Genomic DNA, 22,940 nt, shown 5'->3' on the forward strand with positions numbered 1-22,940 from the left:
GGTGCTCATGAACGTGCTGGTCGAACTGATCGCGTTTGCCGTGGCGATCGGGGTGCTGGTCGTCGTGCATGAGTACGGACATTATCGCGTCGCGCGTTGGTGCGGCGTGAAGGTGCTGCGTTTCTCGATCGGCTTCGGTCAGCCCGTCGCGCGCTGGGTCAGCCGCAGGACGGGCACTGAATGGACGCTCTCCGCGTTGCCGCTTGGCGGTTACGTGAAGATGCTCGACGAGCGTGAGCCGGGGTCGAGTGTCAAGCCCGAGGAACTCGATCAGGCGTTCAACCGGCAATCGGTGTTCAAGCGCATCGCGATCGTCGCCGCCGGCCCGATCGCGAACTTCCTGTTGGCAATCGTCCTCTTTTCCGCCGTATTCGCGACTGGCGTGACCGAGCCGGCCGCGGTGCTCGCGCCGCCGGCTGCCGGCACGGTGGCGGCTCGCGCGGGCTTCGACGGCAGCGAGACGATCGTGTCGATTCGCGACGCCGACGGCGGCGAGGCCGCGCCGGTGCGCTCGTGGTCGGACCTGCGCTGGAAGCTGCTGTCCGCCGCGTTCGATCATCGCGAGGTCGTGCTCGGCGCGCGCGACGGCGGTTCGGCGACGTTCGACTTCCGGGTCGACCTGCGCAATGTTCCCGAAAGCCAGCTCGACGACGATTTCATGATGCGCCTGGGCTTCGAGACCGGCGGCGGCACGCTGTCGGTGGCGTCGGTGCAGCCCGGCAGCGCGGCCGAGCAGGCGGGCCTGAAGGCCGGCGACAAGCTGCTGGCGCTCGACGGCAATCCGATTGGCGGCGCATCGCGCTTCATCGACGCGGTGAAGCACCACGCGGGTCAGGCAGTCAACCTGCAGGTCGAGCGCGGCGGCGCGACGCAAACCGTGCAGATCGTGCCGCAGGCGCAGCGCGATGATGAAACGGGGCAGCAGATCGGCCGCATCGGCGCGTCGCTGTCGATGCACACGCCGTCGGTCGACGTGCGCTATGGGCCGATCGAGAGTCTGCGGCTCGGTGCGCACCGCACGTGGGACATTGCGATTTACTCGCTGAAGATGTTCGGACGGATGATCACGGGCGATGCGTCGCTGAAGAATCTGTCCGGCCCGGTGACGATTGCCGACTACGCCGGCAAGAGCGCGCGGCTCGGTCCGTCGGCCTTCCTGTCGTTCCTCGCCCTTGTCAGCATTAGCCTCGGGGTGCTGAACTTGCTGCCGATTCCCGTTTTGGACGGGGGGCATCTGTTATATTATCTGGTTGAAGCCGCGACCGGGAAAGCCGTCTCGGAGCGTTGGCAGCTGATTCTGCAAAGAGCCGGGTTGATCTGCATCGTCGCGTTGTCGGCGATCGCGCTGTTCAACGACCTGGCTCGGTTAATCCATTTCTGAAGCGTCAGGCGGCGGCCAGTCGGCCGCCGCCTGATTTGATGCAGCTAAATATTGGGGATGCACGTTGTTCAAACCTCATCGCTTTGTACCTAAGACAGTTGCAGCGGCCGCGCTCGCCGCGCACGGCCTCGCGGCGCATGCAGCGGCACCGTTCGTGGTGCAAGACATCAAGATCGAGGGGTTGCAGCGCGTCGAAGCGGGTTCGGTGTTTGCCTACCTGCCGATCAAGCAGGGCGATACCTTCACCGACGACAAGGCATCCGAAGCAATCCGCGCGCTGTACGCGACGGGCTTCTTCAACGACGTGCGCATCGCCACCCAGGGCAACGTCGTGATCGTGCAGGTGCAGGAGCGTCCGGCCATCGCGTCGATCGACTTCACCGGCACGAAGGAATTCGACAAGGACAACCTGACGAAGGCGCTGCGCGCGGTGGGACTGGCCGACGGCCGCTACTACGACAAGGCGCTCGTCGACAAGGCGGAGCAGGAGCTCAAGCGTCAGTACCTGACGCGCGGCTTCTACGCGGCCGAGGTCAAGACGACGATCACGCCGGTCGACGCGAACCGCGTGTCGATCCTGTTCGCGGTCGCCGAAGGCCCGAGCGCGAAGATCCGCCAGATCAACTTCATCGGCAACAAGGCGTTCAGCACCAGCACGCTGCGCGACGAAATGCAGCTGTCGACGCCGAACTGGTTCTCCTGGTACACGAAGAACGACCTGTACTCGAAGGAAAAGCTCACGGGCGACCTCGAGGCCGTGCGCTCGTACTACCTGAACCGCGGCTACCTCGAGTTCAACATCGAGTCGACCCAGGTGTCGATCTCGCCCGACAAGAAGGACATGTACCTGACGGTCACGCTGCACGAAGGCGAGCCGTACACGGTGTCGGGCATCAAGCTGTCGGGCAATCTGCTCGATCGCGAAGCCGAACTGAACAAGCTGATCAAGATCAAGCCGGGCGATCGTTTCTCGGCCGAAAAGCTGCAGCAAACGACGAAGTCGATCGTCGACAAGCTCGGTGAATACGGTTACGCATTTGCGACCGTCAACGCGCAACCGGACATCGACCAGGCGAACCACAAGGTGAACCTGAACCTCGTCGTCGATCCGAGCCGCCGCGTGTACGTGCGCCGCATCAACGTGGTCGGCAACACGCGTACGCGCGACGAAGTCGTGCGCCGCGAAATGCGCCAGCTCGAAAGCTCGTGGTTCGATTCGAACCGCCTCGCGCTGTCGAAGGATCGCGTGAACCGTCTCGGCTACTTCACCAACGTCGACGTGACGACGGTGCCCGTCGAAGGCACGAACGACCAGGTCGACGTGAACGTGAAGGTCGATGAAAAGCCGACCGGCGCGATCACGCTGGGCGCGGGCTTCTCGTCGACGGACAAGGTGGTGCTGTCGGCCGGCGTGTCGCAGGACAACGTGTTCGGCTCGGGCACGAGCCTGTCGGTGAACGTCAATACCGCGAAGAGCTACCGTACGCTGACCGTCACACAGGTCGACCCGTACTTCACGGTCGACGGCATCAAGCGGATCACGGACGTCTACTACCGCACGTACCAGCCGCTCTACTATTCGACGAGCTCGAGCTTCCGGATCATCAGCGCGGGCGGCAACCTGAAGTTCGGCATTCCGTTCTCGGAAGTCGACACCGTCTACTTCGGCGCGGGCTTCGAGCAGAACCGTCTCGACGTCGACTCGAACACGCCGCAGAGCTACCAGGATTACGTGAACGAGTTCGGCCGCGTGTCGAACACGGTGCCGCTGACGGTCGCGTGGTCGCGCGACGCGCGTGACAGCGCGCTGATCCCGAGCCGCGGCTACTTCACGCAGGCGAACGTCGAATACGGCGTGCCGGTCGGCAAGATCCAGTACTACAAGGCCGACCTGCAGGCGCAGTACTACTATTCGTTCTCGCGTGGCTTCATCCTGGGCCTGAACCTGCAAGGCGGCTACGGTAACGGTATCGGCAACCCGTACCCGATCTTCAAGAACTACTACGCGGGCGGTATCGGCTCCGTGCGTGGCTACGAGCCGAGCTCGCTGGGCCCGCGCGATACGAAGACGAACGACCCGATCGGCGGTTCGAAGATGCTGGTCGGCAACATCGAGCTGACGTTCCCGCTGCCGGGCACCGGCTACGACCGCACGCTGCGCGTGTTCACGTTCCTCGACGGCGGTAACGTCTGGGGCAACGCGCCGGGCGGCACCAGTACCGGCGCGAACGGCCTGCGTTACGGCTACGGTGTGGGTCTCGCGTGGATCTCGCCGATCGGCCCGCTGAAGCTGAGCCTCGGCTTCCCGCTGCAGAAGCATGAAGGCGACCAGTACCAGAAATTCCAGTTCCAGATCGGGACGGCGTTCTGATCGAACGCATGACAACAGCAACGAGAGGGTAATTTTGCTAACCGGTAAGTTTTCGAAACGAGTGATGTGTGCGCTGACCGTTGCGCTGGCCTTGGGCGCGGCGACGGCACATGCTCAGGACGTCGCCCGCATCGCGGCGGTCAATTCGGATCGGATCCTGCGCGAGTCGGCGCCCGCCAAGTCGGCGCAGACGAAGCTCGAAGCCGAGTTCGCGAAGCGCGACAAGGATCTGCAGGACCTCGCGGCGCGTCTGAAGTCGATGTCCGACTCGCTGGACAAGAACGGCGCGTCGCTGTCGGCGGCCGATCGCGCACAGAAGCAGCGCGATCTCGCGCAGCTCGATACCGACTTCCAGCGCAAGCAGCGCGAGTTTCGCGAAGACCTGAACCAGCGCCGCAACGAGGAACTCGCGGCGGTGCTGGAGCGTGCGAACAAGGTCATCAAGCAGATCGCCGAGCAGCAGAATTACGACCTGATCGTGCAGGAAGCCGTGTACGTCAGCCCGCGCATCGACATCACCGACAAGGTGCTCAAGGCGCTCGCGTCCGGCTCGACGAACTGAACGGAGCAGACGACGAATGGCATTGACGCTTGAGGCACTCGTAAAGCGGTTCGGCGGCGAGATCGCCGGCGACGCCCAGTGCAAGGTGGGCGGCCTCGCGCCGCTCGACCAGGCAGGCCCTCAGCAACTCGCGTTTCTCGCGAATCCGAAGTACCTGTCGCAGGTCGAGACGACCCGCGCCGGCGCGGTGCTGATCGCGCCGAAGGATCTCGAAAAGCTGGGCGCGGCCGCTGATGGCCGCAATTTCATCGTGACGCCGAATCCGTACGCGTACTTCGCGCGCGTCGCGCAGATGTTCATCGATCTCGCTACGCCGCCGCGCGCAGCCGGCGTGCATCCGAGCGCGACGATCGATCCGGCCGCGCAGGTGGCCGCGAGCGCGGTGATCGGTCCGCACGTGACGGTCGAGGCCGGCGCGGTGATCGAGGACGGCGTGCAGCTCGACGCGAACGTGTTCGTCGGCCGCGGCACCACGATCGGCGCCGGTTCGCACCTCTACCCGAACGCTTCGGTGTACCACGGCTGCAAGATCGGTCCGCGCGCGATCATTCATTCGGGTGCCGTGATCGGTTCCGACGGGTTCGGCTTCGCGCCGGATTTCGTCGGCGACGGCGATGCGCGCACCGGCAGCTGGGTCAAGATTCCGCAGGTCGGCGGCGTGTCGGTTGGCCCGGACGTCGAGATCGGTGCGAACACGACGATCGACCGCGGCGCGATGGCGGACACCGTCATCGAGGAATGCGTGAAGATCGACAACCAGGTGCAGATCGCCCACAACTGCCGGATCGGCGCCTACACGGTGATCGCCGGCAAGGCGGGCATCGCGGGCAGCACGACGATCGGCCGCCACTGCATGATCGGCGGCGCGGCCGGGATCGCCGGCCATGTGACGCTTGGCGACTATGTCATCATCACCGCAAATTCGGGCGTGTCGAAGTCGCTGCCGAAGGCAGGCATCTACACGAGCGCGTTCCCGGCCGTCGACCACGGCGAATGGAACAAGAGCGCCGCGCTCGTGCGCAACCTCGACAAGCTGCGCGACCGCATCAAGGCGCTCGAGACCGCGCTGGCCGCCCAGGGCGGCACGGACGCCTGACCGACACCATGCGAGACCACGAACCGGGCACGGCCAGCGCATTCGGCCCGGTTTGCCAGACTGGGCCGCGCGGCGGCCCGCTTCAGCCTTTGCATCACCACCGCGCAGCTTCTGCGTGAGACGAACCATCATGAGCACTGAAAAAATCAATCTCGACATCCACAAGATCCTCACGCTGCTGCCGCATCGCTACCCGATTCTGCTCGTCGATCGCGTGCTCGAACTCGAGCCGCACAAGGGAATCAAAGCGCTGAAGAACGTGTCGATCAACGAGCCGTTCTTTCAGGGGCACTTCCCGAAGCGGCCGGTGATGCCGGGTGTGCTGATCCTCGAGGCGCTCGCTCAGGCGGCCGCGCTGCTGACGTTCGCGGAAGAGCAGCCGAAGGATCCGGAAAACACGCTGTACTACTTCGTCGGCATCGACGGTGCGCGCTTCAAGCGTGTCGTCGAACCGGGCGATCAGCTGATTCTGAACGTGACGTTCGAACGCTACATCCGCGGTATCTGGAAGTTCAAGGCGGTGGCGGAAGTGGACGGCAAGGTGGCAGCTGAAGCCGAATTGATGTGCACGGTCAAGACGGCCGACGCGGCGCCCTGAGCGACGCAGCACGCATGGGTAACGTAACGCGAGCAACGCGACACATCACATCGAGAGGCAACGGCGCATGACCAGGATTCATCCTACCGCGATCGTCGAACCGGGCGCGCAGATCGACGAGTCCGTCGAGATCGGGCCGTACGCGGTCGTCGGGCCGCACGTCACGATCGGCGCGCGTACGACGATCGGGTCGCACAGCGTGATCGAAGGTCACACGACGCTCGGCGAGGACAACCGCATCGGCCATTACGCGTCGGTCGGCGGCCGTCCGCAGGACATGAAGTACAAGGACGAGCCGACGAAGCTCGTGATCGGCAACCGCAACACGATCCGCGAATTCACGACGATCCACACCGGAACCGTGCAGGACGCGGGCGTGACGACGCTCGGCGACGACAACTGGATCATGGCCTATGTGCACATCGGTCATGACTGCCGCGTCGGCAACAACGTGATCCTGTCGAGCAACGCGCAGATGGCCGGTCACGTCGAGATCGGCGACTGGGCGATCGTCGGCGGGATGTCGGGCGTGCACCAGTTCGTGCGCATCGGTGCGCACTCGATGCTGGGTGGCGCCTCGGCGCTCGTGCAGGACGTGCCGCCGTTCGTGATCGCGGCCGGCAACAAGGCCGAGCCGCACGGCATCAACGTCGAAGGCCTGCGCCGGCGCGGTTTCTCGCCCGACGCGATCTCGGCGCTGCGCAGCGCGTACCGCCTGCTGTACAAGAACGGCCTGTCGCTCGAGGAAGCGAAGGTGCAGTTGCGCGAGCTGGCGGCCGCGGGTGGCGAAGGCGACGCAGCGGTCACCGCGCTCGTCGCGTTCATCGACGCGTCCCAACGCGGCATCATCCGCTAAGCGATGTCGCTCCCGACCAATCAGCTCCGGCTCGCGATGGTGGCCGGCGAGCCGTCGGGCGATTTGCTCGCGGCGTCGCTGCTCGGCGGGCTTCAAGAGCGGCTGCCCGCGTCGACCCACTACTACGGGATCGGCGGGCAGCGGATGCTCGCGCACGGCTTCGACTCGCATTGGCAGATGGACAAGCTGACGGTGCGCGGCTACGTCGAGGCGCTGGGCCAGATTCCCGAAATCCTGCGGATTCGCGGCGAACTGAAGCGCCAGCTGCTCGCGGAGCGGCCCGACGCATTCATCGGCGTCGACGCACCCGATTTCAACTTCAACGTGGAGCAGGCCGCGCGCGACGCGGGCATCCCGTCGATCCACTTCGTGTGCCCGTCGATCTGGGCATGGCGCGGCGGGCGGATCAAGAAGATCGCGAAGTCCGTTGACCACATGCTGTGCCTGTTCCCGTTCGAGCCGGCGATCCTCGACAAGGCGGGCGTCGCATCGACGTATGTCGGCCACCCGCTGGCCGACGAGATTCCGCTCGAGCCCGACACGCACGGCGCGCGCATCGCGCTGGGCCTGCACGTGGACGGCCCCGTGATCGCGGTGCTGCCGGGCAGCCGGCGCTCGGAGATCGCGCTGATCGGCCCGACGTTCTTCGCGGCGATGGCGCTGATGCAACAGCGCGAGCCCGGTGTGCGGTTCGTGATGCCGGCTGCGACGCCCGCGCTGCGCGAACTGCTGCAGCCGCTCGTCGACGCGCATCCGCAGCTGGCGCTGACGATCACCGACGGCCGCTCGCAGGTCGCGATGACCGCGGCCGACGCGATCCTCGTGAAGAGTGGCACCGTCACGCTGGAAGCCGCGCTGCTCAAGAAGCCGATGGTGATCTCGTACAAGGTGCCCTGGCTGACCGGGCAGATCATGCGCCGGCAGGGCTATCTGCCGTACGTCGGCTTGCCGAACATCCTGGCGGGGCGCTTCGTCGTGCCCGAGCTGCTGCAGCATTTCGCGACGCCCGAGGCGCTCGCCGATGCGACGCTCACGCAGCTGCGCGACGACGCGAACCGTCGCACGCTGACCGAAGTGTTTACCGAAATGCATCTCTCGCTGCGACAGAACACGGCCGCGAAGGCGGCCGAAGCGGTCGTGCGCGTGCTCGAACAACGCAAGGGGCGCGCATGACGGCAGCTCGTGCACCACGCCGCCGCGCGTCGAGCGACGTGCAGGGCGGCTTCGACTTCAGCCGGCCCGACGAGATCGTTTGTGGCGTCGACGAAGCGGGCCGCGGCCCGCTCGCGGGGCCGGTGGTGGCCGCTGCGGTGATCCTCGATCCGGCCCAGCCGATCGACGGGCTCGACGATTCGAAGGCGCTGTCCGCGAAGAAGCGCGATGCGCTGTACGACCTGATCGTCGCGCGTTCGCGCGCGTATTGCGTCGCGTCGGCAAGCGTCGACGAAATCGATACGCTGAACATCCTGCACGCGACGATGCTCGCGATGAAGCGTGCCGTCGAGGGGCTGTCGGTCCTGCCGACGCTTGCGCAGATCGACGGCAACCGCTGCCCGACGCTGACGGTGCGTGCCGAGGCGATCGTCAGCGGCGATGCGCTCGTACCGAGCATCTCGGCCGCGTCGATCCTCGCGAAGGTCACGCGCGACCGCATGCTCGTCGACCTGCACGAACGCTTCCCGGTGTACGGTTTCAACGTGCATGCGGGCTACGGCACCGCGAAACACCTTGCCGCGCTGCGCGAGCACGGCCCGTGCGAAGCGCACCGGCGCTCGTTCGCGCCCGTGCGCGCGGCACTCGATCTGATTCGATGAAAAGCATTACTTCCCGCGACAACCCGCTGTACAAGCGCCTGAAGGCGCTCGCGGGTTCGACGCCCCATCAGCGCCGCAGCGGCCAGGCGCTGCTCGAGGGTTTCCACCTCGCCAGCGCGTATCTCGATACGGGCGCGACACCCGAGCTGTGCGTCGCGACCGAAGGCGCGCTCGCGCACGACGAAGCGCAGGCGATCATCGCGCGCGTCGACGCGCAGCGGGTCGTCACGCTGCCCGACGCCTTGTTCGGGCAACTGTCGAACGTGGTCAGCGGTGTCGGTTTCCTGTTGCTCGTCGACCGGCCCGCGCAGCCGCTGCCGGAGCGCGTCACGCACACGTCGGTCGTGCTCGATGGCGTGCAGGACGCCGGCAACGTCGGCTCGATCCTGCGTAGCGCGGCGGCCGCCGGCGTGCGGCACGTATTCTGTGCGCCGGGCACCGCCTATGCGTGGTCGTCGAAGGTGCTGCGTTCCGGCATGGGCGCGCATTTCCTGCTGTCGATCCATGAGGACGTTGACGCTGCCGTGCTCGCCGAACGCCTCGACGTGCCGGTCGCGCTGACCGATTCGCACGGCGCGCAGGCAGTCTACGACTGCGACCTGGCCGGCGCCGTTGCATGGGTGTTCGGCAACGAGGGTGCCGGCGTATCGGCATTCTGGCGCGACGCGGCCACGCATCGCGTGACGATTCCGCAGCCGGGCGGGATGGAGTCGCTGAATGTTGCCGCAGCAGCAGCGGTGTGCCTGTTCGAGCAGGTGCGGCAGCAGCGGCCTGCGTGATGCCGCATGCGGGCATTTCGCACCACAAAAAAAGGCCGCGTTCGACGCGGCCTTTTTGTTTCCGGTGGCGACCAGGTGGCCGCAAGCGCGCAGGCGCTCAGTACGACTGCCGGTCGAGGCGGATTTCCTGCAGGATCGTCGTCGCGATCTCCTCGATCGACTTGTGCGTCGACGACAGCCACTTGATCCCTTCGCGGCGCATCATCGCTTCGGCCTCGTTGATCTCGTAGCGGCAGTTCTCGGGTGCCGCGTACTTGCTCCCCGGCCGGCGCTCGTTGCGAATCTCCGACAGGCGCTGCGGGTCGATCGACAGCCCGAACAGCTTGTCGCGATGCGGCGACAGCGCCGACGGCAGCTTGCCGCGCTCGAAGTCTTCCGGAATCAGCGGATAGTTGGCTGCCTTCACGCCGTACTGCATCGCGAGATACAGGCTCGTCGGCGTCTTGCCGCTGCGCGACACGCCGACCAGGATCACGTCGGCCTCCGACAGGTTGCGGTTCGACTGGCCATCGTCGTGCGCGAGCGAGAAGTTGATCGCCTCGATCCGCGTCTTGTATTCCTCGGTATCGGCGTTCTGGTGGCCGCGGCCCATCGCGTGGCTCGACTTCAGCTCCAGTTCCTGCTCGAGCGGCTCGACGAAGCGCTGGAACATGTCCAGCACGAGCGCGTTCGAGCGCTTGACGATGTCGTTCGACTCGCTGTCGACGAGCGTCGTGAACACGATCGCACGGCGGCCGTCGTGCACCGCGGCTTCGTTGATCTTCTCGACGGTCGCAAAGGCCTTGTCGAGCGAGTCGACGAATGGCAAGCGCACGAGGCGGAATTTCTGGTCGAACTGGGAGAGGATCGAGTGCGCGAAGGTTTCGGCAGTGATCCCGGTGCCGTCGGAGACGATGAAAACGGTAGGCAGCATGAATCTGGGCGTCGAACGTGAAGGGCGGTTGCGCGGGCAGCTGGAGGTTCGCCTCCAGACGCAGTGAGAAGGTCGCGCCACATCCGGCAGCCGGCACGGTAGAATAGCGGCAACCTGTTGGATAAGCAATTGCGGGGGCAGGGTGCGAGCGGCACCTCGGGCTGGCCGTGATCGATCTGAAACTCCCGGCAAGTTCGGCGATTTGTCTGAATGTATCGCCTTTCTGCCGGGATTTTTGCAAATCGGGTCGGAAGATTTTCCGCTGCTGCGATTGTTTCTCCAACAGGTTGCGCAAGACGCGCCGCGCCATTTTGCAAGCGCCCGCGTCCGAGCCCACTTGCGCAATCGAGCATTTTTTTCACACTTAGGGGCTTGTATGACTAACGCAGCAAACGTCGCAAAGGACCAGGCGTATGTAATCCCGTTCGAGCAGTTGCGGATGACCGATGTGGAGATCGTGGGCGGCAAGAATGCGTCGCTCGGCGAGATGATCAGCCAGCTTTCCGAAGCAGGCGTTCGCGTACCCACCGGTTTCGCCACGACCGCGCTCGCATTCCGCGATTTCCTCAAGCACAACGATCTGACCGATCGCATCGCCAAGCGTCTCGAGTCGCTCGACATCGACGACGTGAAGGCGCTCGCCGAAGCCGGTGCCGAAATCCGCAAGTGGATCGTCGATGCACCGCTGCAGGCGCGTCTTGAGCAGGAAATCCGCGCACAGTTCGAAATCCTGAAGAACGGCTCGCCGGCCGAGCTGTCGTTCGCCGTGCGTTCGTCCGCGACCGCGGAAGACTTGCCCGACGCGTCGTTTGCCGGTCAGCAGGAGTCGTACCTGAACGTCGTCGGCATCGAGGACGTGCTCGATCGTATGAAGCACGTGTTCGCGTCGCTGTACAACGACCGCGCGATCTCGTACCGCGTGCACAAGGGCTTCACGCACGCCGAAGTCGCGCTGTCGGCCGGCGTGCAGCGCATGGTCCGCTCGGACGTCGGCGCGGCCGGCGTGATGTTCACGATCGACACCGAATCGGGCTTCAAGGACGCCGTGTTCATCACGTCGAGCTACGGCCTGGGCGAAACCGTCGTGCAGGGTGCCGTGAACCCGGACGAGTTCTACGTATTCAAGACGACGCTCGCACAGGACAAGTACCCGATCATCCGCCGCTCGATCGGCTCGAAGCTGATCAAGATGGAATTCACGCAGCCGGGCGAGCCGGGCCGCGTGAAGACGGTCGACGTGCCGCACGAGCAGCGCAACCGCTACTCGATCACCGACGAAGACGTGATCGAGCTGGCGAAGTACGCGGTCATCATCGAAAAGCACTACCAGCGTCCGATGGACATCGAGTGGGGCAAGGACGGCCGCGACGGCAAGATCTTCATCCTGCAGGCGCGTCCGGAAACGGTGAAGAGCCAGGCGACCGGCAAGGCCGAGCAGCGCTTCAAGCTGAAAGGCCAGTCGCAGGTGCTGGCGACGGGCCGCGCGATCGGCCAGAAGATCGGCGCAGGCCCCGTGCGCGTGATCCAGGATCCGTCGGAAATGGAACGCGTGCAGCCGGGCGACGTGCTGGTGGCGGACATGACCGACCCGAACTGGGAGCCGGTGATGAAGCGTGCGGCGGCGATCGTCACGAACCGTGGCGGCCGGACCTGCCACGCGGCGATCATCGCGCGTGAGCTCGGCGTGCCGGCAGTTGTCGGCTGCGGCGACGCGACCGACGTGCTGAAGGACGGCGCGCTCGTCACGGTGTCGTGCGCGGAAGGCGACGAAGGCAAGATCTACGACGGGCTGCTCGAGACGGAAGTCACGGAAGTGCAGCGCGGCGAACTGCCGGAAATTCCGGTCAAGATCATGATGAACGTCGGCAACCCGCAGCTCGCGTTCGACTTCTCGCAGTTGCCGAACGCCGGCGTGGGCCTCGCGCGTCTCGAGTTCATCATCAACAACAACATCGGCGTGCACCCGAAGGCGATCCTCGAGTATCCGAACATCGACCAGGATCTGAAGAAGGCCGTCGAGAGCGTCGCGCGCGGTCACGCGTCGCCGCGCCAGTTCTACGTCGACAAGCTGACGGAAGGCGTTGCGACGATCGCCGCGGCGTTCTACCCGAAGCCCGTGATCGTGCGTCTGTCCGACTTCAAGTCGAACGAGTACAAGAAGCTGATCGGCGGTTCGCGCTACGAGCCGGACGAGGAAAACCCGATGCTGGGCTTCCGCGGCGCGTCGCGCTACATCGCCGAAGACTTCGCGCAGGCCTTCGAGATGGAGTGCCGTGCACTGAAGCGCGTGCGCGACGAGATGGGCCTGACCAACGTCGAGATCATGGTGCCGTTCGTGCGGACCGTGAAGCAGGCGGCGCGCGTCGTCGGCCTGCTCGAGAAGTTCGGCCTGAAGCGCGGCGAGAACGGCCTGCGCCTCGTGATGATGTGTGAAGTCCCGACCAACGCGATCCTCGCCGAAGAGTTCCTCGAGCACTTCGACGGTTTCTCGATCGGTTCGAACGACCTCACGCAGCTCACGCTCGGCCTCGACCGCGACTCGGGCATGGAACTGCTGGCCGTCGACTTCGACGAACGCGACCCGGCCGTCAAGTTCCTGCTCAAGCGGGCGATCGATACCTGCCGCAAGATGGGCAAGTACGTCGGTATCTGCGGCCAGGGCCCGTCCGATCACCCGGACTTCGCGCAATGGCTGACCGACGAAGGCATCGTGTCGATCTCGCTGAACCCGGACACGATCATCGATACGTGGCAGGCACTCGCCAACCGGAAGTAACGGTCAATGCCTGTTCGGCGCAAGCGCGGTACCGCCGCGCTTGTGTTGAAGGCAAAATGCAAGGTTCGTGTTATAAACACCCCGGTAAGCACCGGGGTGTTTTTGTTTGTCGGTACGTAACGGGGCGACCTGGGCGTGTCGGTTGCGTCCGCTTGCGGCGGCGAAGAATATAGTGAACGTACGGGGCCGTTTTTCTGGAGACCACAATGATGTCGGGGCATCTGTTCTGGTGGGGCGCGGTGGGCGTGCTGGTCGTGGCCGAGTTGCTCACGGGCACGTTCTACCTGCTGATGATTGCGCTCGGCTTTCTCGCGGGCGGATTGCTGCAACTGGCCGGTTTCGCGCCGCACGTGCAGTTCGGCGTGGCCGGCGCGGTCGCGATCATCGCGATGATCGTGCTGCGCCGCTCGGGGCTCGGGCGCAAGCAGAAGCGCGACACGTCGACGAATCCCGACGTCAATCTCGATATCGGCTCGACCGTCACGGTCGACGCGTGGCATGACGGCCGCGCGCGCGTTCAATATCGCGGCGCCGACTGGGACGTCGAACTCGCGCACGGCGAGCGCGACGATGTGCACGTGTATCAGGTGCACGCCGTGCGCGGCAACTGTCTCGTGGTCGTAGCGAAACCCGCGGGCTGATCGTCCGCTGATACAACAAGGAGGGAATATTTCATGGATTCGCTGATCATCTGGGTCGTCCTGCTCGTCATCGCCATCGTGATCGTGTCGAAGACGGTGAAGATCGTGCCGCAGCAGCATGCGTGGGTGCTCGAACGCTTCGGGCGCTATCACGCGACGCTGTCGCCCGGTCTCAATATCGTGCTGCCGTTTGTCGACCGGATTGCCTACCGGCACGTGCTGAAGGAGATTCCGCTCGACGTGCCGAGCCAGGTTTGCATCACGCGCGACAACACGCAACTGCAGGTCGACGGCGTGCTGTACTTCCAGGTGACCGATCCGATGAAGGCCTCTTACGGATCGAGCAACTTCGTGCTCGCGATCACGCAACTCGCGCAGACGACGCTACGGTCGGTGGTCGGCAAGCTCGAACTCGACAAGACCTTCGAGGAACGCGACTTCATCAACCACAACATCGTGTCGGCGCTCGACCAGGCTGCCGCGAACTGGGGCGTGAAAGTGCTGCGTTACGAGATCAAGGACCTGACGCCGCCGAAGGAGATCCTCCACGCGATGCAGGCGCAGATCACCGCCGAGCGGGAAAAGCGCGCGCTGATCGCCGCATCGGAAGGCCGCAAGCAGGAGCAGATCAACCTCGCGTCGGGCGCACGCGAGGCGGCGATCCAAAAGTCCGAAGGCGAGCGGCAGGCCGCGATCAACCAGGCGCAGGGCGAGGCGGCCGCAATTCTCGCGGTCGCCGAGGCGAACGCGCAGGCCATCCAGAAGATCGCGAACGCGATCCAGTCGCAGGGCGGGATGGACGCCGTGAACCTGAAGGTTGCCGAGCAGTACGTCGGCGCATTCTCGAACCTCGCGAAACAGGGCAACACGCTGATCGTGCCGGCGAACCTCTCGGATCTCGGCACCGCGATCGCGTCGGCGCTGACGATCGTCAAGAATGCGGCGCCGGCCGCGGGCGGAAGGGGCTGAGCGCAGGCGCGGCTCGGTGAGCCGTCCGGCCGCTGCGTGCGGCCGACGTGCGGCCGACGTGCGGCGAATCGTCGCGCTATGGAATCGCGATCCTGCTCGCATGACGATGGGCGGCGCAGGGTTGCATCGGTGACCGTGAGCGGCTGCTCGATCGGCGCACATACGCATCACGGCTCACAAAAGCACACGGCCCGCTTCGAGCGGGCCGTGTCGTTTGCGATGGGGGACGTCGCGCGTCAGGCACCGGCGCGCATGATGCGCGCCTTTTCGCGCTCCCAGTCGCGTTTCTTCTCGGTTTCGCGCTTGTCGTGCAGCTTCTTGCCTTTCGCTAGCGCGATGTCGCATTTCACGCGACCGCCCTTGTAGTGGAAATTCAGCGGCACGAGCGTATAGCCGCGCTGCTCGACCTTGCCGATCAGTTTCTTGATTTCGTCACGGTGCAGCAGCAGCTTGCGCGTGCGGACCGGATCGGGCTTGATGTGCGTCGAGGCTTCGGGCAGCGGGCTGATGTGGGTGCCGATCAGGAAGATCTCGGCGTTCTTGACCACGACGTAGCCTTCCTTGATCTGGCCGCGCCCGGCGCGCAGCGCCTTGACTTCCCAGCCCTCAAGCACGAGCCCCGCTTCGTAGCGTTCCTCGATGTGATAATCGAAGTGCGCTTTCCTGTTGTCGATGATGCTCATGAAAGGATCGGGCCAACTCGTTTAAAATCACGATTTTAGCAAAGCGGGGCGGTAATCGCCCGGCTTGCGTTCTTACTTGAGCGATGCCGCGCGATTTATGGCAGATGTCCAGAAAACCGTATTGATCCGTCACTCGGCGGAACAGATGTTCGACCTCGTCACCGACGTGGCCGATTACCCCAATTTCCTGCCCTGGTGCGGCGGCGTCGAGATTCGCCGTCAGGACGACAGCGGGATGGAAGCGCGCATCGACATCAACTTCAAGGGCATCAAGCAGCATTTCGCGACGCGCAACACGCAGCAGCGCCCGACACGCATCGACATGGAGTTCGCGGACGGCCCGTTCCGGAAGTTCACGGGTTCGTGGCGCTTCATCCCGCTGCGCTCCGACGCATGCAAGATCGAATTTGCGCTGCACTACGAGTTCTCGAGCATCCTGCTCGAGAAGATCATCGGGCCGGTGTTCAGCCATATCGCGAACACGTTCGTCGATTCGTTCGTCAAGCGCGCCGACCAGCGCTACGGGAAGGGGTGACGCGATGCTGTCGATCGAAGTCTGTTACGCGCTGCCGGATCGCCAGACGCTGATTGCGGTGTCGCTGCCCGAAGGCGCGACCGTGCGCGCGGCGATCGACGCGAGCGGCGTGCTCGGGCTGCACCCGGAAATCAACCTCGCGCAGGCAAAAACCGGCGTGTTCGGTAAACTCGCGCCGCTCGACGCGCCGCTCGCCGATCATGACCGTGTCGAGATCTACCGCCCGTTGATCGTCGATCCGAAGCTCGCACGCCAGCGGCGCGTCGACAAGACCCGCCGCGAGGGCTCCATCGAGGGCCGCAAGTGGATGCACAAGGACGCGCGCTGACGCGTCGCGCCAGCATCGCCTCATCTCCCTCTGTCCCGATTCGTCAGACCAGGCCCGCACGTGCTCAGTGGGCCGTGATGTTCGCGTTCGCTGGCGCACGGCCGGGCGTGTCGCCGCTCCCGTGCGTGCCGCCGTGCCGGCGCACCGACCCGTAGACGCCCGCCAGCAGCAGCGCGAGCGCCGCGATCTCGAGCACGCGCGGCATCCGGTGGTCGTAGACGAATGCGTAGAGCATCGCGAATACGGTTTCGAACACGATCAGCTGGCCGGACAGCGTGAGCGGCAACCGCTTCGATGCCGCATTCCACAATCCATTGCCGAGCCACGACGCGCCGATCGCGAGCACGAGGTTCAGCAGCCAGAACAGTTGCCAGCGCGATGCCGGGACTGCCGCCTGGACCGTGCCGGCCGGCAGCGCGAGGATCGCGAGCCAGCAGAGGCCGCCGATCAGTCCCGTCACGACACCCCACAGCACCGACCACTCGTTGCCGCCGAAATGATGGTGGCGCTGCAGGTAGCGCGTGTTCGCGACCGCGTACCAGGTCCAGCTCGCGAGCGCGCCGGTTGCGCATGCGATGCCGGCGAGCTTCTGGCCGAGCGTCGTCGCATGCGCGGCTTCCGATGTGAAGAGGTCGACGTTGATGCAGACGATGCCGGCGATCACCAGCGCGAGCGGGGCGACGAGGCGCCGCAGCGGCATTGCGCCGTGGTCGCCGAGGCCGGCGAGCGTGACGGTCACGGGGAGCACGCCGACGATCAGCGAGCTGGGCGCGATGCCGATCAGGTGCACGGCGCCGGACAGCAGCATGTAGTACGCGACGTTGCCGATCAGCGCGAGCTTCGCGAGCGCGACGAGATCCTCGCGGGTCAGCCGCACGAGCAGCGAACGGGCGGCCGGCAGTGCCGCGGCCAGCGACACGAGGCCGTACATCGCGTAGCGGCCCGCGCTGAGCAGCAGCGGCGAGAAGTCGGTCATCAGCCGCGGTACGAGAAAGACCATCCCCCACAACGCGCCCGCGAGGACGCCATACACCACACCGCGCTGCATCGACTGCTCCAAACGAATGACTGACGAGCGAGCATCTTAATGATGGCGGCGCGATAGCGTCTTGTTCATTCCTGCACTCGGGAGCGGGCGCGGTTCAGGATCGGCTCGGAGAGCCATCGCGATCCGTTCCGGTGCTGACCGGGGATCGCGGCGGGCCGGGTGGCCCGTCGATGATCGGCGATCAGCGCTCGACCGGCTCGGATGCCGCCGCACTGTCGCCCTCTGCGCGTGCCCGCGCAGGGCGGCGCACGGCGCGCAGCTTGCCGCTGTTGCCGCCGCCGCAGTAGAAGAGGTCGCGGCCGTCGGATTCCAGCCCCGACACGCCGACACCGGGCGGCATGTCGACCTGTTCGAGCACCTGCCCGGTGCGCGGGTCGATCCGCCGCAGCGCGCTCTCGTCCGCTTCCCAGGTGCCGTGCCACAGCTCGCCGTCGACCCACGTCACGCCCGTGACGAAGCGGTTCGATTCGATCGTGCGCAGCACGGCGCCGGATTGCGGATCCACCTGATGAATCTTGCGTTCGCGATACTGGCCGACCCACAGCGTGCCTTCGGCCCACGCGAGCCCCGAATCCGCGCCGCCGCCGGGCGCCGGGATCGTCGCGAGCACGCGGCCCGAATCGGGATCGATCTTCTCGATGCGGTCCTCGACGATCTGGAACAGATAACGCCCGTCGAACGCGGTGCCTGCGTGCGCGGCGACGGCGAGTGCGCGCACGGTCGTGCCGCGTTCCGGGTCGAGCGCGTTCAGCTTGTCGCCGGACGCGAACCACACGCGCTGGCCGTCGAACGTGACGCCGTGCACGCCGTCGACGCCCGGAAACGGGCCGTATTCGCGGAAGATGTCTGCGGTGGAGCGTTTCATGTCTGTCACCTCGTCGTTGGTGTGCCCATCCTAGTCGCCCGGCAGCGGTGCGGGGAGTAACAAGGTCGTCGCGAATCCGGGCAGCGGCGGCGTCATCCAGCGGCGCGCGCGACCGCGGCCGAGCGCCTGTACCTTGTCCGCTTCGGCGAGCGCGTCGAGCGCGCGCTGCACGGTGCGCTGGCTCGTGCCGAGCGCGAGCGCCAGCGCGGAGCTCGACCACGCCTCGCCGTCCGCGAGCAGCGCGAGCACGGCCGCGTGGTGATCGTCGACCGGACGCGCCAGCACAACGGTCTCGCGCGGGCCGAGCGGCTCGAGCGCGAAGCCGCGTGGCGTCGCGGTGACGTTCGCAAGCGGGCGCAGCATCGCGCGCAAGCGGCCGATCTCGACGCGCAGGCGTGCGCGATGCGATTCGTCCGCGTGTCTCGCGCGAAACGCCGCGGCCACGAGCGCGTTTCTCGATACGTCGCCGGGCCACGCTTCACCCAGCGCGCGGGCGAGCACGAACAGCACCGGGCGGCGCGCGAGCGACACGGTCGTGCGTGCGTCGCGTACCGCGTGGCGGCATGCATCGACGACCAGCGCGTTCGATTCCAGCAGCGCCTCGACCTCGTCGAGCAGCACGAGCCGCGACGCACCGCGCGCAATGAGTCGCGCGGCCGGTGTATCGAGCATGCGTGCGGCCGTCTCGACTTCGGCCGTCAGCGCAGCGATGCCGGCGTCCTGTGCGGCCGCTCGGGCACGGGCTAGCGCCGTGCGCGCGAAGTGCGGGCGGATGCGGCGCATCGCGATGCCGGCCGCGATCAGTTCGTGGGCTGCGCGCGATGCGGCCGGCAGTGGTGCGGGATCGAGGTTCGCGAGCTGCCGTTCGGCATCGTCGACGTGCCCGATCAGTAGCAGCCGGCGCACGCCGAGATAGCGCGCATGCGCGGCGTTCGCGCGGTCGCCGTGTGCGTCGAGCGTCGCGCAGGCGGCTTCGAGGGCGCGCGACGGCCAGCCGAGGTCGCGAGACGCCAGCGCGATTTCGGCTTCCGCGACGACGCAGCGTGCCCGCGCGACGGCTTCCTTCGCGCCGAATGCGCGTGCCGCGCCGCGCACGAGCGCCCGCGCACGCTCGAAATCGCCGAGCTGCGCCATCGCGATTCCGCGCAACGCGAGCGCCGGTGCGTCGTCGCGCAGTGCGACGCGGTTCAGCGCGCCGAGCGGGTCGCCCGCCGCGAGCGCCTGCGCTGCGGCCGTGATCAGCGAATCCATCCGAATCCCGACACAGTTGTCACTCCCTCCGGTCCGATGCCCGGCCCTAATCTAGCACCACGCACACGGCAGATGCGCCGTGCCCGGATATCCATCGAAAGGAGGAACCCGCAATGACCAACCATCTCACCGGAACGCGCGCCGAATGGCTGACTGCGCGCCGCGCGCTGCTCGATGCGGAAAAGGCGTTGACGCGGCAGGGCGACGAACTCGCGCAGCGGCGCCAGGCACTGCCGTGGGTGCGCGTCGACAAGGCCTACCGGTTCGACACCGAGGACGGCCCGGCGACGCTCGACGACCTGTTCGGCGGCCGTTCGCAACTGCTCGTCTATCACTTCATGTTCGGCCCCGACTACAAGGCCGGCTGCCCGTCGTGCTCGGCGCTCGCCGACGGTTTCGACGGTTTTGCGGTGCACCTCGCGAACCACGACGTGACGCTCGCGGCGGTGTCGCGCGCGCCACTCGCGAAGCTGCTCGCGTATCGGCAGCGGATGGGCTGGCACTTTCCGTGGGCGTCATCGGACGGCGGCGAGTTCAATTTCGACTTCAACGTGTCGTTTACCGAAACGCAGCAACGTACCGGCGACGTCGAATACAACTATGTGCGGGCCGGTCACGCGATGGACATGGACCCGCCGCCGCCGGCCGTCGCCCAGTTCGCGGCGACCTGCGGCACCGACGTCGCCACGTACACACTCGACCGGCCGGGGATGAGCGCGTTCGTACGCGAGGATGGCGTCGTCTATCACACGTATTCGACATACGCACGCGGGCTCGACGGACTGTGGGGGATGTACCAGTGGCTCGATCGTGCGCCGCTCGGGCGCAACGAGACGGGCGTGTGGTGGCGCCGCCATGACGAATACGCGCGCGGTTGAGTGCGGGCCGGCGAGCGGCGGGAGCGGGCGATGAGCGCCGTGACGAAACCGGCTGCGACCGGCGCTGCGGGCGGCGGCTGGCGGCCATTCGGCGCCGCGTTCGTCGTGGTATTCGGCGCCGCGATCTGGGCGACGCTCGCGCAGCACGCATCGATGGACGCGATGGGCGGCATGCCGATGGCGGGCGGCTGGACGCTGTCGGCCGCATGGCTCAGGCCGTGCGGATGGCGGGCAGGGCGCGCGTTCGCTGCGTTCGCAGGCATGTGGGGCGCGATGACGACGACGATGATGCTGCCGGTACTGGCGCCGGTGCTCTGGCGATACCGGCAGAGCCTAGGCCCGTTGGGCGAGGCGCGCGCGGCATGGTTGGTCGTGGTTGCGGGCGCCGGGTATTTCTCCGTGTGGATGGCGCTCGGCGCGATGGTGTTTCCTGGCGGCACCGCATTGGCGGCGGTCGCCGCGCGGCTGCCCGTGCTCGCCGCCGCGATGCCGTTCGCGGTCGGCGCGGTCGTGCTCGGCGCGGGCGTGCTGCAGTTCTCCGGCTGGAAGGCGCGCCGGCTCGCTTGTTGCCGGCGTGCACCGGACGACGCATGTGCGCGGCGGGCGGGAGCCGCGGCCGCGGTTGCCTGGTGGTACGGCGTGCGAACCGCGCTACGGTGCGGCGCCTGCTGCGGGAACCTGATGGCCGTTGCACTGGCAGCCGGCATGATGGATCTGCGCGTGATGGCCGTCGTGACCGTGGTGATCGCCGCCGAGCGGCTGGCGCCGCATGGCGAACGCGTCGCGCGGATCGTCGGCGGCGTCGCGATCGGCGCCGGCGCGGCGATGATTGCGTGCGCCGCGGCCGGGCTGGTCTAGTGGCGTTCGTGGCCGTCTGGATGTGCCGAGCGGGGCGGGCCGAGGCCCCGCCGGCAGGCTCGGCATCGTGTTGCCACGACGTGCGATCGGCCCGATTCCGGCCGGCTGCGCGAATGGGGCGATGCGGGGGTGAAACGAAAGGCGATCGAAAACGAACCGAACGGCGATCCGAACGATTCGGCCCCCGAACGCTTGAAAACGCCTAACCCGTTGTTCGTGTTGTGAAAATTCGCAGCGCTTCGCGTATAATTCGCTTTTGCGCCCATAGGATTTGCCATGCGTCTGATCCAAAAAGCACTCACTTTCGATGATGTGCTCCTCGTTCCCGCCTTCTCCGACGTTCTCCCGCGCGACACCAGCCTGAAGACCAAGCTGACCCGCAACATCTCCCTGAACATGCCGCTCGTGTCCGCCGCGATGGACACGGTCACCGAAGGTCGCCTCGCGATCGCGATGGCGCAGCAGGGTGGTGTGGGTATCGTCCACAAGAACCTGACGCCGGCCGAGCAGGCTCGCGAGGTCGCGAAGGTCAAGCGTTTCGAATCGGGCGTCGTGCGCGACCCGATCACGGTCCCGCCGCAGATGAAGGTGCGCGACGTGATCGCGCTGTCGCGCCAGCATGGCATCTCGGGCTTCCCGGTCGTGGAAGGTCCGCAGCTCGTCGGCATCGTCACGAACCGCGACCTGCGTTTCGAATCGCGCCTCGACGAACCGGTCAAGTCGATCATGACGCCGCGCGAGCGTCTCGTCACGGTCAAGGAAGGCACGCCGCTCGCCGAAGCGAAGGCGCTGATGCACAGCCACCGCCTCGAGCGCGTGCTGGTCGTCAACGACGCGTTCGAACTGCGCGGCCTGATGACCGTCAAGGACATCACGAAGCAGACCGAACACCCGGATGCGTGCAAGGACGAACACGGCAAGCTGCGCGCTGGCGCGGCGGTCGGCGTCGGCCCGGACAACGAAGAGCGCGTCGAGCTGCTGGTGCAGGCCGGCGTCGACGTGATCGTCGTCGATACCGCGCATGGCCACAGCAAGGGCGTGCTCGAGCGCGTGCGCTGGGTCAAGCAGAACTTCCCGCACGTCGAGGTGATCGGCGGCAACATCGCGACGGCTGCCGCCGCGAAGGCGCTCGTCGAATACGGCGCGGACGCGGTCAAGGTCGGCATCGGCCCGGGCTCGATCTGCACGACGCGGATCGTTGCGGGCGTCGGCGTGCCGCAGATCAGCGCGATCGCGAACGTCGCGGAAGCGCTGAAGGGCACCGGCGTGCCGTGCATCGCCGACGGCGGCGTGCGCTTCTCGGGCGACGTGTCGAAGGCCCTCGCGGCCGGCGCGAACGCGGTGATGATGGGCAGCATGTTCGCGGGCACCGAAGAGTCGCCGGGCGACGTGTTCCTGTACCAGGGCCGCCAGTACAAGTCGTACCGCGGCATGGGTTCGGTCGGCGCGATGAAGGACGGCGCGGCAGACCGCTACTTCCAGGACAACTCGGCGAACATCGACAAGCTCGTGCCGGAAGGCATCGAAGGCCGCGTCGCGTACAAGGGTTCGGTCAACGCGATCCTGTTCCAGCTGGTCGGTGGCGTGCGCGCGAGCATGGGCTACTGCGGCTGCCGCACGATCGACGAGCTGCACGAGAAGGCCGAATTCGTCCAGATCACCGCGGCGGGCATGCGCGAGTCGCACGTGCACGACGTGCAGATCACGAAGGAAGCGCCGAACTACCACGTGGACTGAT

Annotated in this window: 22 protein-coding genes; 17 read left to right on the forward strand and 5 right to left on the reverse strand. The window is 66.3% G+C overall.

Annotated elements, in window-relative coordinates; genetic code table 11:
* Positions 1 to 7: 7 nt before the first annotated feature.
* From rseP to LGM71_RS18725, 9 genes are all read left to right on the forward strand, one after another.
* Positions 8 to 1,381, forward strand: a complete 1,374-nt coding sequence (rseP, locus tag LGM71_RS18685) for an RIP metalloprotease RseP (protein ID WP_226115788.1) — start codon at positions 8 to 10, stop codon at positions 1,379 to 1,381.
* Positions 1,382 to 1,445: 64 nt separating this feature from the next.
* Positions 1,446 to 3,752 (forward strand): outer membrane protein assembly factor BamA, encoded by a 2,307-nt coding sequence (gene bamA, locus LGM71_RS18690; RefSeq protein ID WP_059599928.1) that lies wholly within the window; start codon positions 1,446 to 1,448, stop codon positions 3,750 to 3,752.
* Between the two features lie 64 nt (positions 3,753 to 3,816).
* On the forward strand, positions 3,817 to 4,314 hold the full coding sequence (locus LGM71_RS18695) for an OmpH family outer membrane protein (protein ID WP_174920243.1): 498 nt from the start codon (positions 3,817 to 3,819) through the stop codon (positions 4,312 to 4,314).
* 16 nt (positions 4,315 to 4,330) lie between these two features.
* Positions 4,331 to 5,410: a UDP-3-O-(3-hydroxymyristoyl)glucosamine N-acyltransferase gene (gene lpxD, locus LGM71_RS18700; RefSeq protein WP_059679984.1), complete on the forward strand. Its 1,080-nt coding sequence runs from the start codon at positions 4,331 to 4,333 to the stop codon at positions 5,408 to 5,410.
* 130 nt (positions 5,411 to 5,540) lie between these two features.
* Positions 5,541 to 6,008, forward strand: a complete 468-nt coding sequence (gene fabZ / locus LGM71_RS18705; protein ID WP_006495559.1) for a 3-hydroxyacyl-ACP dehydratase FabZ — start codon at positions 5,541 to 5,543, stop codon at positions 6,006 to 6,008.
* Between the two features lie 67 nt (positions 6,009 to 6,075).
* Complete coding sequence (gene lpxA / locus LGM71_RS18710; RefSeq protein WP_124622457.1) at positions 6,076 to 6,864, forward strand: acyl-ACP--UDP-N-acetylglucosamine O-acyltransferase; 789 nt, start codon at positions 6,076 to 6,078, stop codon at positions 6,862 to 6,864.
* Between the two features lie 3 nt (positions 6,865 to 6,867).
* Complete coding sequence (lpxB, locus tag LGM71_RS18715; protein ID WP_226115789.1) at positions 6,868 to 8,037, forward strand: lipid-A-disaccharide synthase; 1,170 nt, start codon at positions 6,868 to 6,870, stop codon at positions 8,035 to 8,037.
* A complete protein-coding gene (gene rnhB, locus LGM71_RS18720; protein WP_059599932.1) occupies positions 8,034 to 8,678 on the forward strand; it encodes a ribonuclease HII in 645 nt (214 codons plus the stop codon). Before lpxB ends, rnhB begins: the two co-directional genes overlap by 4 nt.
* Complete coding sequence (locus LGM71_RS18725; protein ID WP_226115790.1) at positions 8,675 to 9,457, forward strand: TrmH family RNA methyltransferase; 783 nt, start codon at positions 8,675 to 8,677, stop codon at positions 9,455 to 9,457. The genes rnhB and LGM71_RS18725 overlap by 4 nt, the downstream gene beginning before the upstream one ends.
* A gap of 97 nt (positions 9,458 to 9,554) precedes the next feature.
* Here LGM71_RS18725 and LGM71_RS18730 read toward each other — a convergent pair whose 3' ends face one another.
* Positions 9,555 to 10,370, reverse strand: a complete 816-nt coding sequence (locus tag LGM71_RS18730; protein WP_059450011.1) for a pyruvate, water dikinase regulatory protein — start codon at positions 10,368 to 10,370, stop codon at positions 9,555 to 9,557.
* 376 nt (positions 10,371 to 10,746) lie between these two features.
* Between LGM71_RS18730 and ppsA the strand changes: the two genes are divergently transcribed.
* From ppsA to LGM71_RS18745, 3 genes are all read left to right on the forward strand, one after another.
* Positions 10,747 to 13,146: a phosphoenolpyruvate synthase gene (ppsA, locus tag LGM71_RS18735; RefSeq protein ID WP_124902311.1), complete on the forward strand. Its 2,400-nt coding sequence runs from the start codon at positions 10,747 to 10,749 to the stop codon at positions 13,144 to 13,146.
* A 206-nt stretch (positions 13,147 to 13,352) separates the two neighbouring features.
* The gene (locus tag LGM71_RS18740; protein ID WP_226115792.1) at positions 13,353 to 13,787 is read left to right on the forward strand and encodes an NfeD family protein; all 435 of its coding nucleotides are present in this window, start codon (positions 13,353 to 13,355) and stop codon (positions 13,785 to 13,787) included.
* A gap of 33 nt (positions 13,788 to 13,820) precedes the next feature.
* Positions 13,821 to 14,756, forward strand: a complete 936-nt coding sequence (locus LGM71_RS18745) for an SPFH domain-containing protein (RefSeq protein WP_059679990.1) — start codon at positions 13,821 to 13,823, stop codon at positions 14,754 to 14,756.
* 236 nt (positions 14,757 to 14,992) lie between these two features.
* Here the strand turns inward: LGM71_RS18745 and smpB are convergent, their stop codons facing one another.
* Positions 14,993 to 15,439: an SsrA-binding protein SmpB gene (gene smpB / locus LGM71_RS18750; RefSeq protein WP_059464267.1), complete on the reverse strand. Its 447-nt coding sequence runs from the start codon at positions 15,437 to 15,439 to the stop codon at positions 14,993 to 14,995.
* A 97-nt stretch (positions 15,440 to 15,536) separates the two neighbouring features.
* Here smpB and LGM71_RS18755 point away from each other — a divergent pair, with 97 nt between their 5' ends.
* Together LGM71_RS18755 and LGM71_RS18760 are read left to right on the forward strand one after the other, a co-directional pair.
* Positions 15,537 to 15,974: a type II toxin-antitoxin system RatA family toxin gene (locus tag LGM71_RS18755; RefSeq protein WP_059529356.1), complete on the forward strand. Its 438-nt coding sequence runs from the start codon at positions 15,537 to 15,539 to the stop codon at positions 15,972 to 15,974.
* Positions 15,975 to 15,978: 4 nt separating this feature from the next.
* Positions 15,979 to 16,302 (forward strand): RnfH family protein, encoded by a 324-nt coding sequence (locus LGM71_RS18760; RefSeq protein WP_226115794.1) that lies wholly within the window; start codon positions 15,979 to 15,981, stop codon positions 16,300 to 16,302.
* A gap of 64 nt (positions 16,303 to 16,366) precedes the next feature.
* On the opposite strand, the gene LGM71_RS18765 is transcribed toward LGM71_RS18760, so the two are convergent.
* The 3 genes from LGM71_RS18765 to LGM71_RS18775 form a co-directional block, all read right to left on the reverse strand.
* Positions 16,367 to 17,350: a DMT family transporter gene (locus LGM71_RS18765; RefSeq protein WP_124622466.1), complete on the reverse strand. Its 984-nt coding sequence runs from the start codon at positions 17,348 to 17,350 to the stop codon at positions 16,367 to 16,369.
* 181 nt (positions 17,351 to 17,531) lie between these two features.
* Complete coding sequence (locus LGM71_RS18770; protein WP_124902314.1) at positions 17,532 to 18,215, reverse strand: glutaminyl-peptide cyclotransferase; 684 nt, start codon at positions 18,213 to 18,215, stop codon at positions 17,532 to 17,534.
* Between the two features lie 30 nt (positions 18,216 to 18,245).
* A complete protein-coding gene (locus LGM71_RS18775) occupies positions 18,246 to 19,466 on the reverse strand; it encodes a helix-turn-helix domain-containing protein (RefSeq protein WP_226115796.1) in 1,221 nt (406 codons plus the stop codon).
* Between the two features lie 113 nt (positions 19,467 to 19,579).
* Between LGM71_RS18775 and LGM71_RS18780 the strand changes: the two genes are divergently transcribed.
* From LGM71_RS18780 to guaB, 3 genes are all read left to right on the forward strand, one after another.
* Positions 19,580 to 20,344: a DUF899 domain-containing protein gene (locus LGM71_RS18780; protein WP_124622471.1), complete on the forward strand. Its 765-nt coding sequence runs from the start codon at positions 19,580 to 19,582 to the stop codon at positions 20,342 to 20,344.
* Positions 20,345 to 20,374: 30 nt separating this feature from the next.
* Complete coding sequence (locus LGM71_RS18785; RefSeq protein ID WP_226115798.1) at positions 20,375 to 21,202, forward strand: DUF2182 domain-containing protein; 828 nt, start codon at positions 20,375 to 20,377, stop codon at positions 21,200 to 21,202.
* A gap of 276 nt (positions 21,203 to 21,478) precedes the next feature.
* On the forward strand, positions 21,479 to 22,939 hold the full coding sequence (gene guaB / locus LGM71_RS18790) for an IMP dehydrogenase (RefSeq protein WP_011885118.1): 1,461 nt from the start codon (positions 21,479 to 21,481) through the stop codon (positions 22,937 to 22,939).
* The last annotated feature ends 1 nt before the right edge of the window (position 22,940 follow it).

This window comes from Burkholderia sp. AU33545 (genome assembly GCF_020419685.1).
Classification (GTDB): Bacteria; Pseudomonadota; Gammaproteobacteria; order Burkholderiales; family Burkholderiaceae; genus Burkholderia; species Burkholderia diffusa.

Excerpts from the sequence above, each read along its gene's own strand:
- rseP (WP_226115788.1), top strand. The coding sequence starts at position 8 with ATGAACGTGCTGGTCGAACTGATCGCGTTTGCCGTGGCGATCGGGGTG.
- LGM71_RS18695 (WP_174920243.1), top strand. The coding sequence starts at position 3,817 with ATGTGTGCGCTGACCGTTGCGCTGGCCTTGGGCGCGGCGACGGCACAT.
- lpxD (WP_059679984.1), top strand. The coding sequence starts at position 4,331 with ATGGCATTGACGCTTGAGGCACTCGTAAAGCGGTTCGGCGGCGAGATC.
- fabZ (WP_006495559.1), top strand. The coding sequence starts at position 5,541 with ATGAGCACTGAAAAAATCAATCTCGACATCCACAAGATCCTCACGCTG.
- lpxA (WP_124622457.1), top strand. The coding sequence starts at position 6,076 with ATGACCAGGATTCATCCTACCGCGATCGTCGAACCGGGCGCGCAGATC.
- lpxB (WP_226115789.1), top strand. The coding sequence starts at position 6,868 with ATGTCGCTCCCGACCAATCAGCTCCGGCTCGCGATGGTGGCCGGCGAG.
- rnhB (WP_059599932.1), top strand. The coding sequence starts at position 8,034 with ATGACGGCAGCTCGTGCACCACGCCGCCGCGCGTCGAGCGACGTGCAG.
- LGM71_RS18725 (WP_226115790.1), top strand. The coding sequence starts at position 8,675 with ATGAAAAGCATTACTTCCCGCGACAACCCGCTGTACAAGCGCCTGAAG.
- LGM71_RS18730 (WP_059450011.1), bottom strand. The coding sequence starts at position 10,370 with ATGCTGCCTACCGTTTTCATCGTCTCCGACGGCACCGGGATCACTGCC.
- ppsA (WP_124902311.1), top strand. The coding sequence starts at position 10,747 with ATGACTAACGCAGCAAACGTCGCAAAGGACCAGGCGTATGTAATCCCG.
- LGM71_RS18740 (WP_226115792.1), top strand. The coding sequence starts at position 13,353 with ATGATGTCGGGGCATCTGTTCTGGTGGGGCGCGGTGGGCGTGCTGGTC.
- LGM71_RS18745 (WP_059679990.1), top strand. The coding sequence starts at position 13,821 with ATGGATTCGCTGATCATCTGGGTCGTCCTGCTCGTCATCGCCATCGTG.
- smpB (WP_059464267.1), bottom strand. The coding sequence starts at position 15,439 with ATGAGCATCATCGACAACAGGAAAGCGCACTTCGATTATCACATCGAG.
- LGM71_RS18755 (WP_059529356.1), top strand. The coding sequence starts at position 15,537 with ATGGCAGATGTCCAGAAAACCGTATTGATCCGTCACTCGGCGGAACAG.
- LGM71_RS18760 (WP_226115794.1), top strand. The coding sequence starts at position 15,979 with ATGCTGTCGATCGAAGTCTGTTACGCGCTGCCGGATCGCCAGACGCTG.
- LGM71_RS18765 (WP_124622466.1), bottom strand. The coding sequence starts at position 17,350 with ATGCAGCGCGGTGTGGTGTATGGCGTCCTCGCGGGCGCGTTGTGGGGG.
- LGM71_RS18770 (WP_124902314.1), bottom strand. The coding sequence starts at position 18,215 with ATGAAACGCTCCACCGCAGACATCTTCCGCGAATACGGCCCGTTTCCG.
- LGM71_RS18775 (WP_226115796.1), bottom strand. The coding sequence starts at position 19,466 with ATGGATTCGCTGATCACGGCCGCAGCGCAGGCGCTCGCGGCGGGCGAC.
- LGM71_RS18780 (WP_124622471.1), top strand. The coding sequence starts at position 19,580 with ATGACCAACCATCTCACCGGAACGCGCGCCGAATGGCTGACTGCGCGC.
- LGM71_RS18785 (WP_226115798.1), top strand. The coding sequence starts at position 20,375 with ATGAGCGCCGTGACGAAACCGGCTGCGACCGGCGCTGCGGGCGGCGGC.
- guaB (WP_011885118.1), top strand. The coding sequence starts at position 21,479 with ATGCGTCTGATCCAAAAAGCACTCACTTTCGATGATGTGCTCCTCGTT.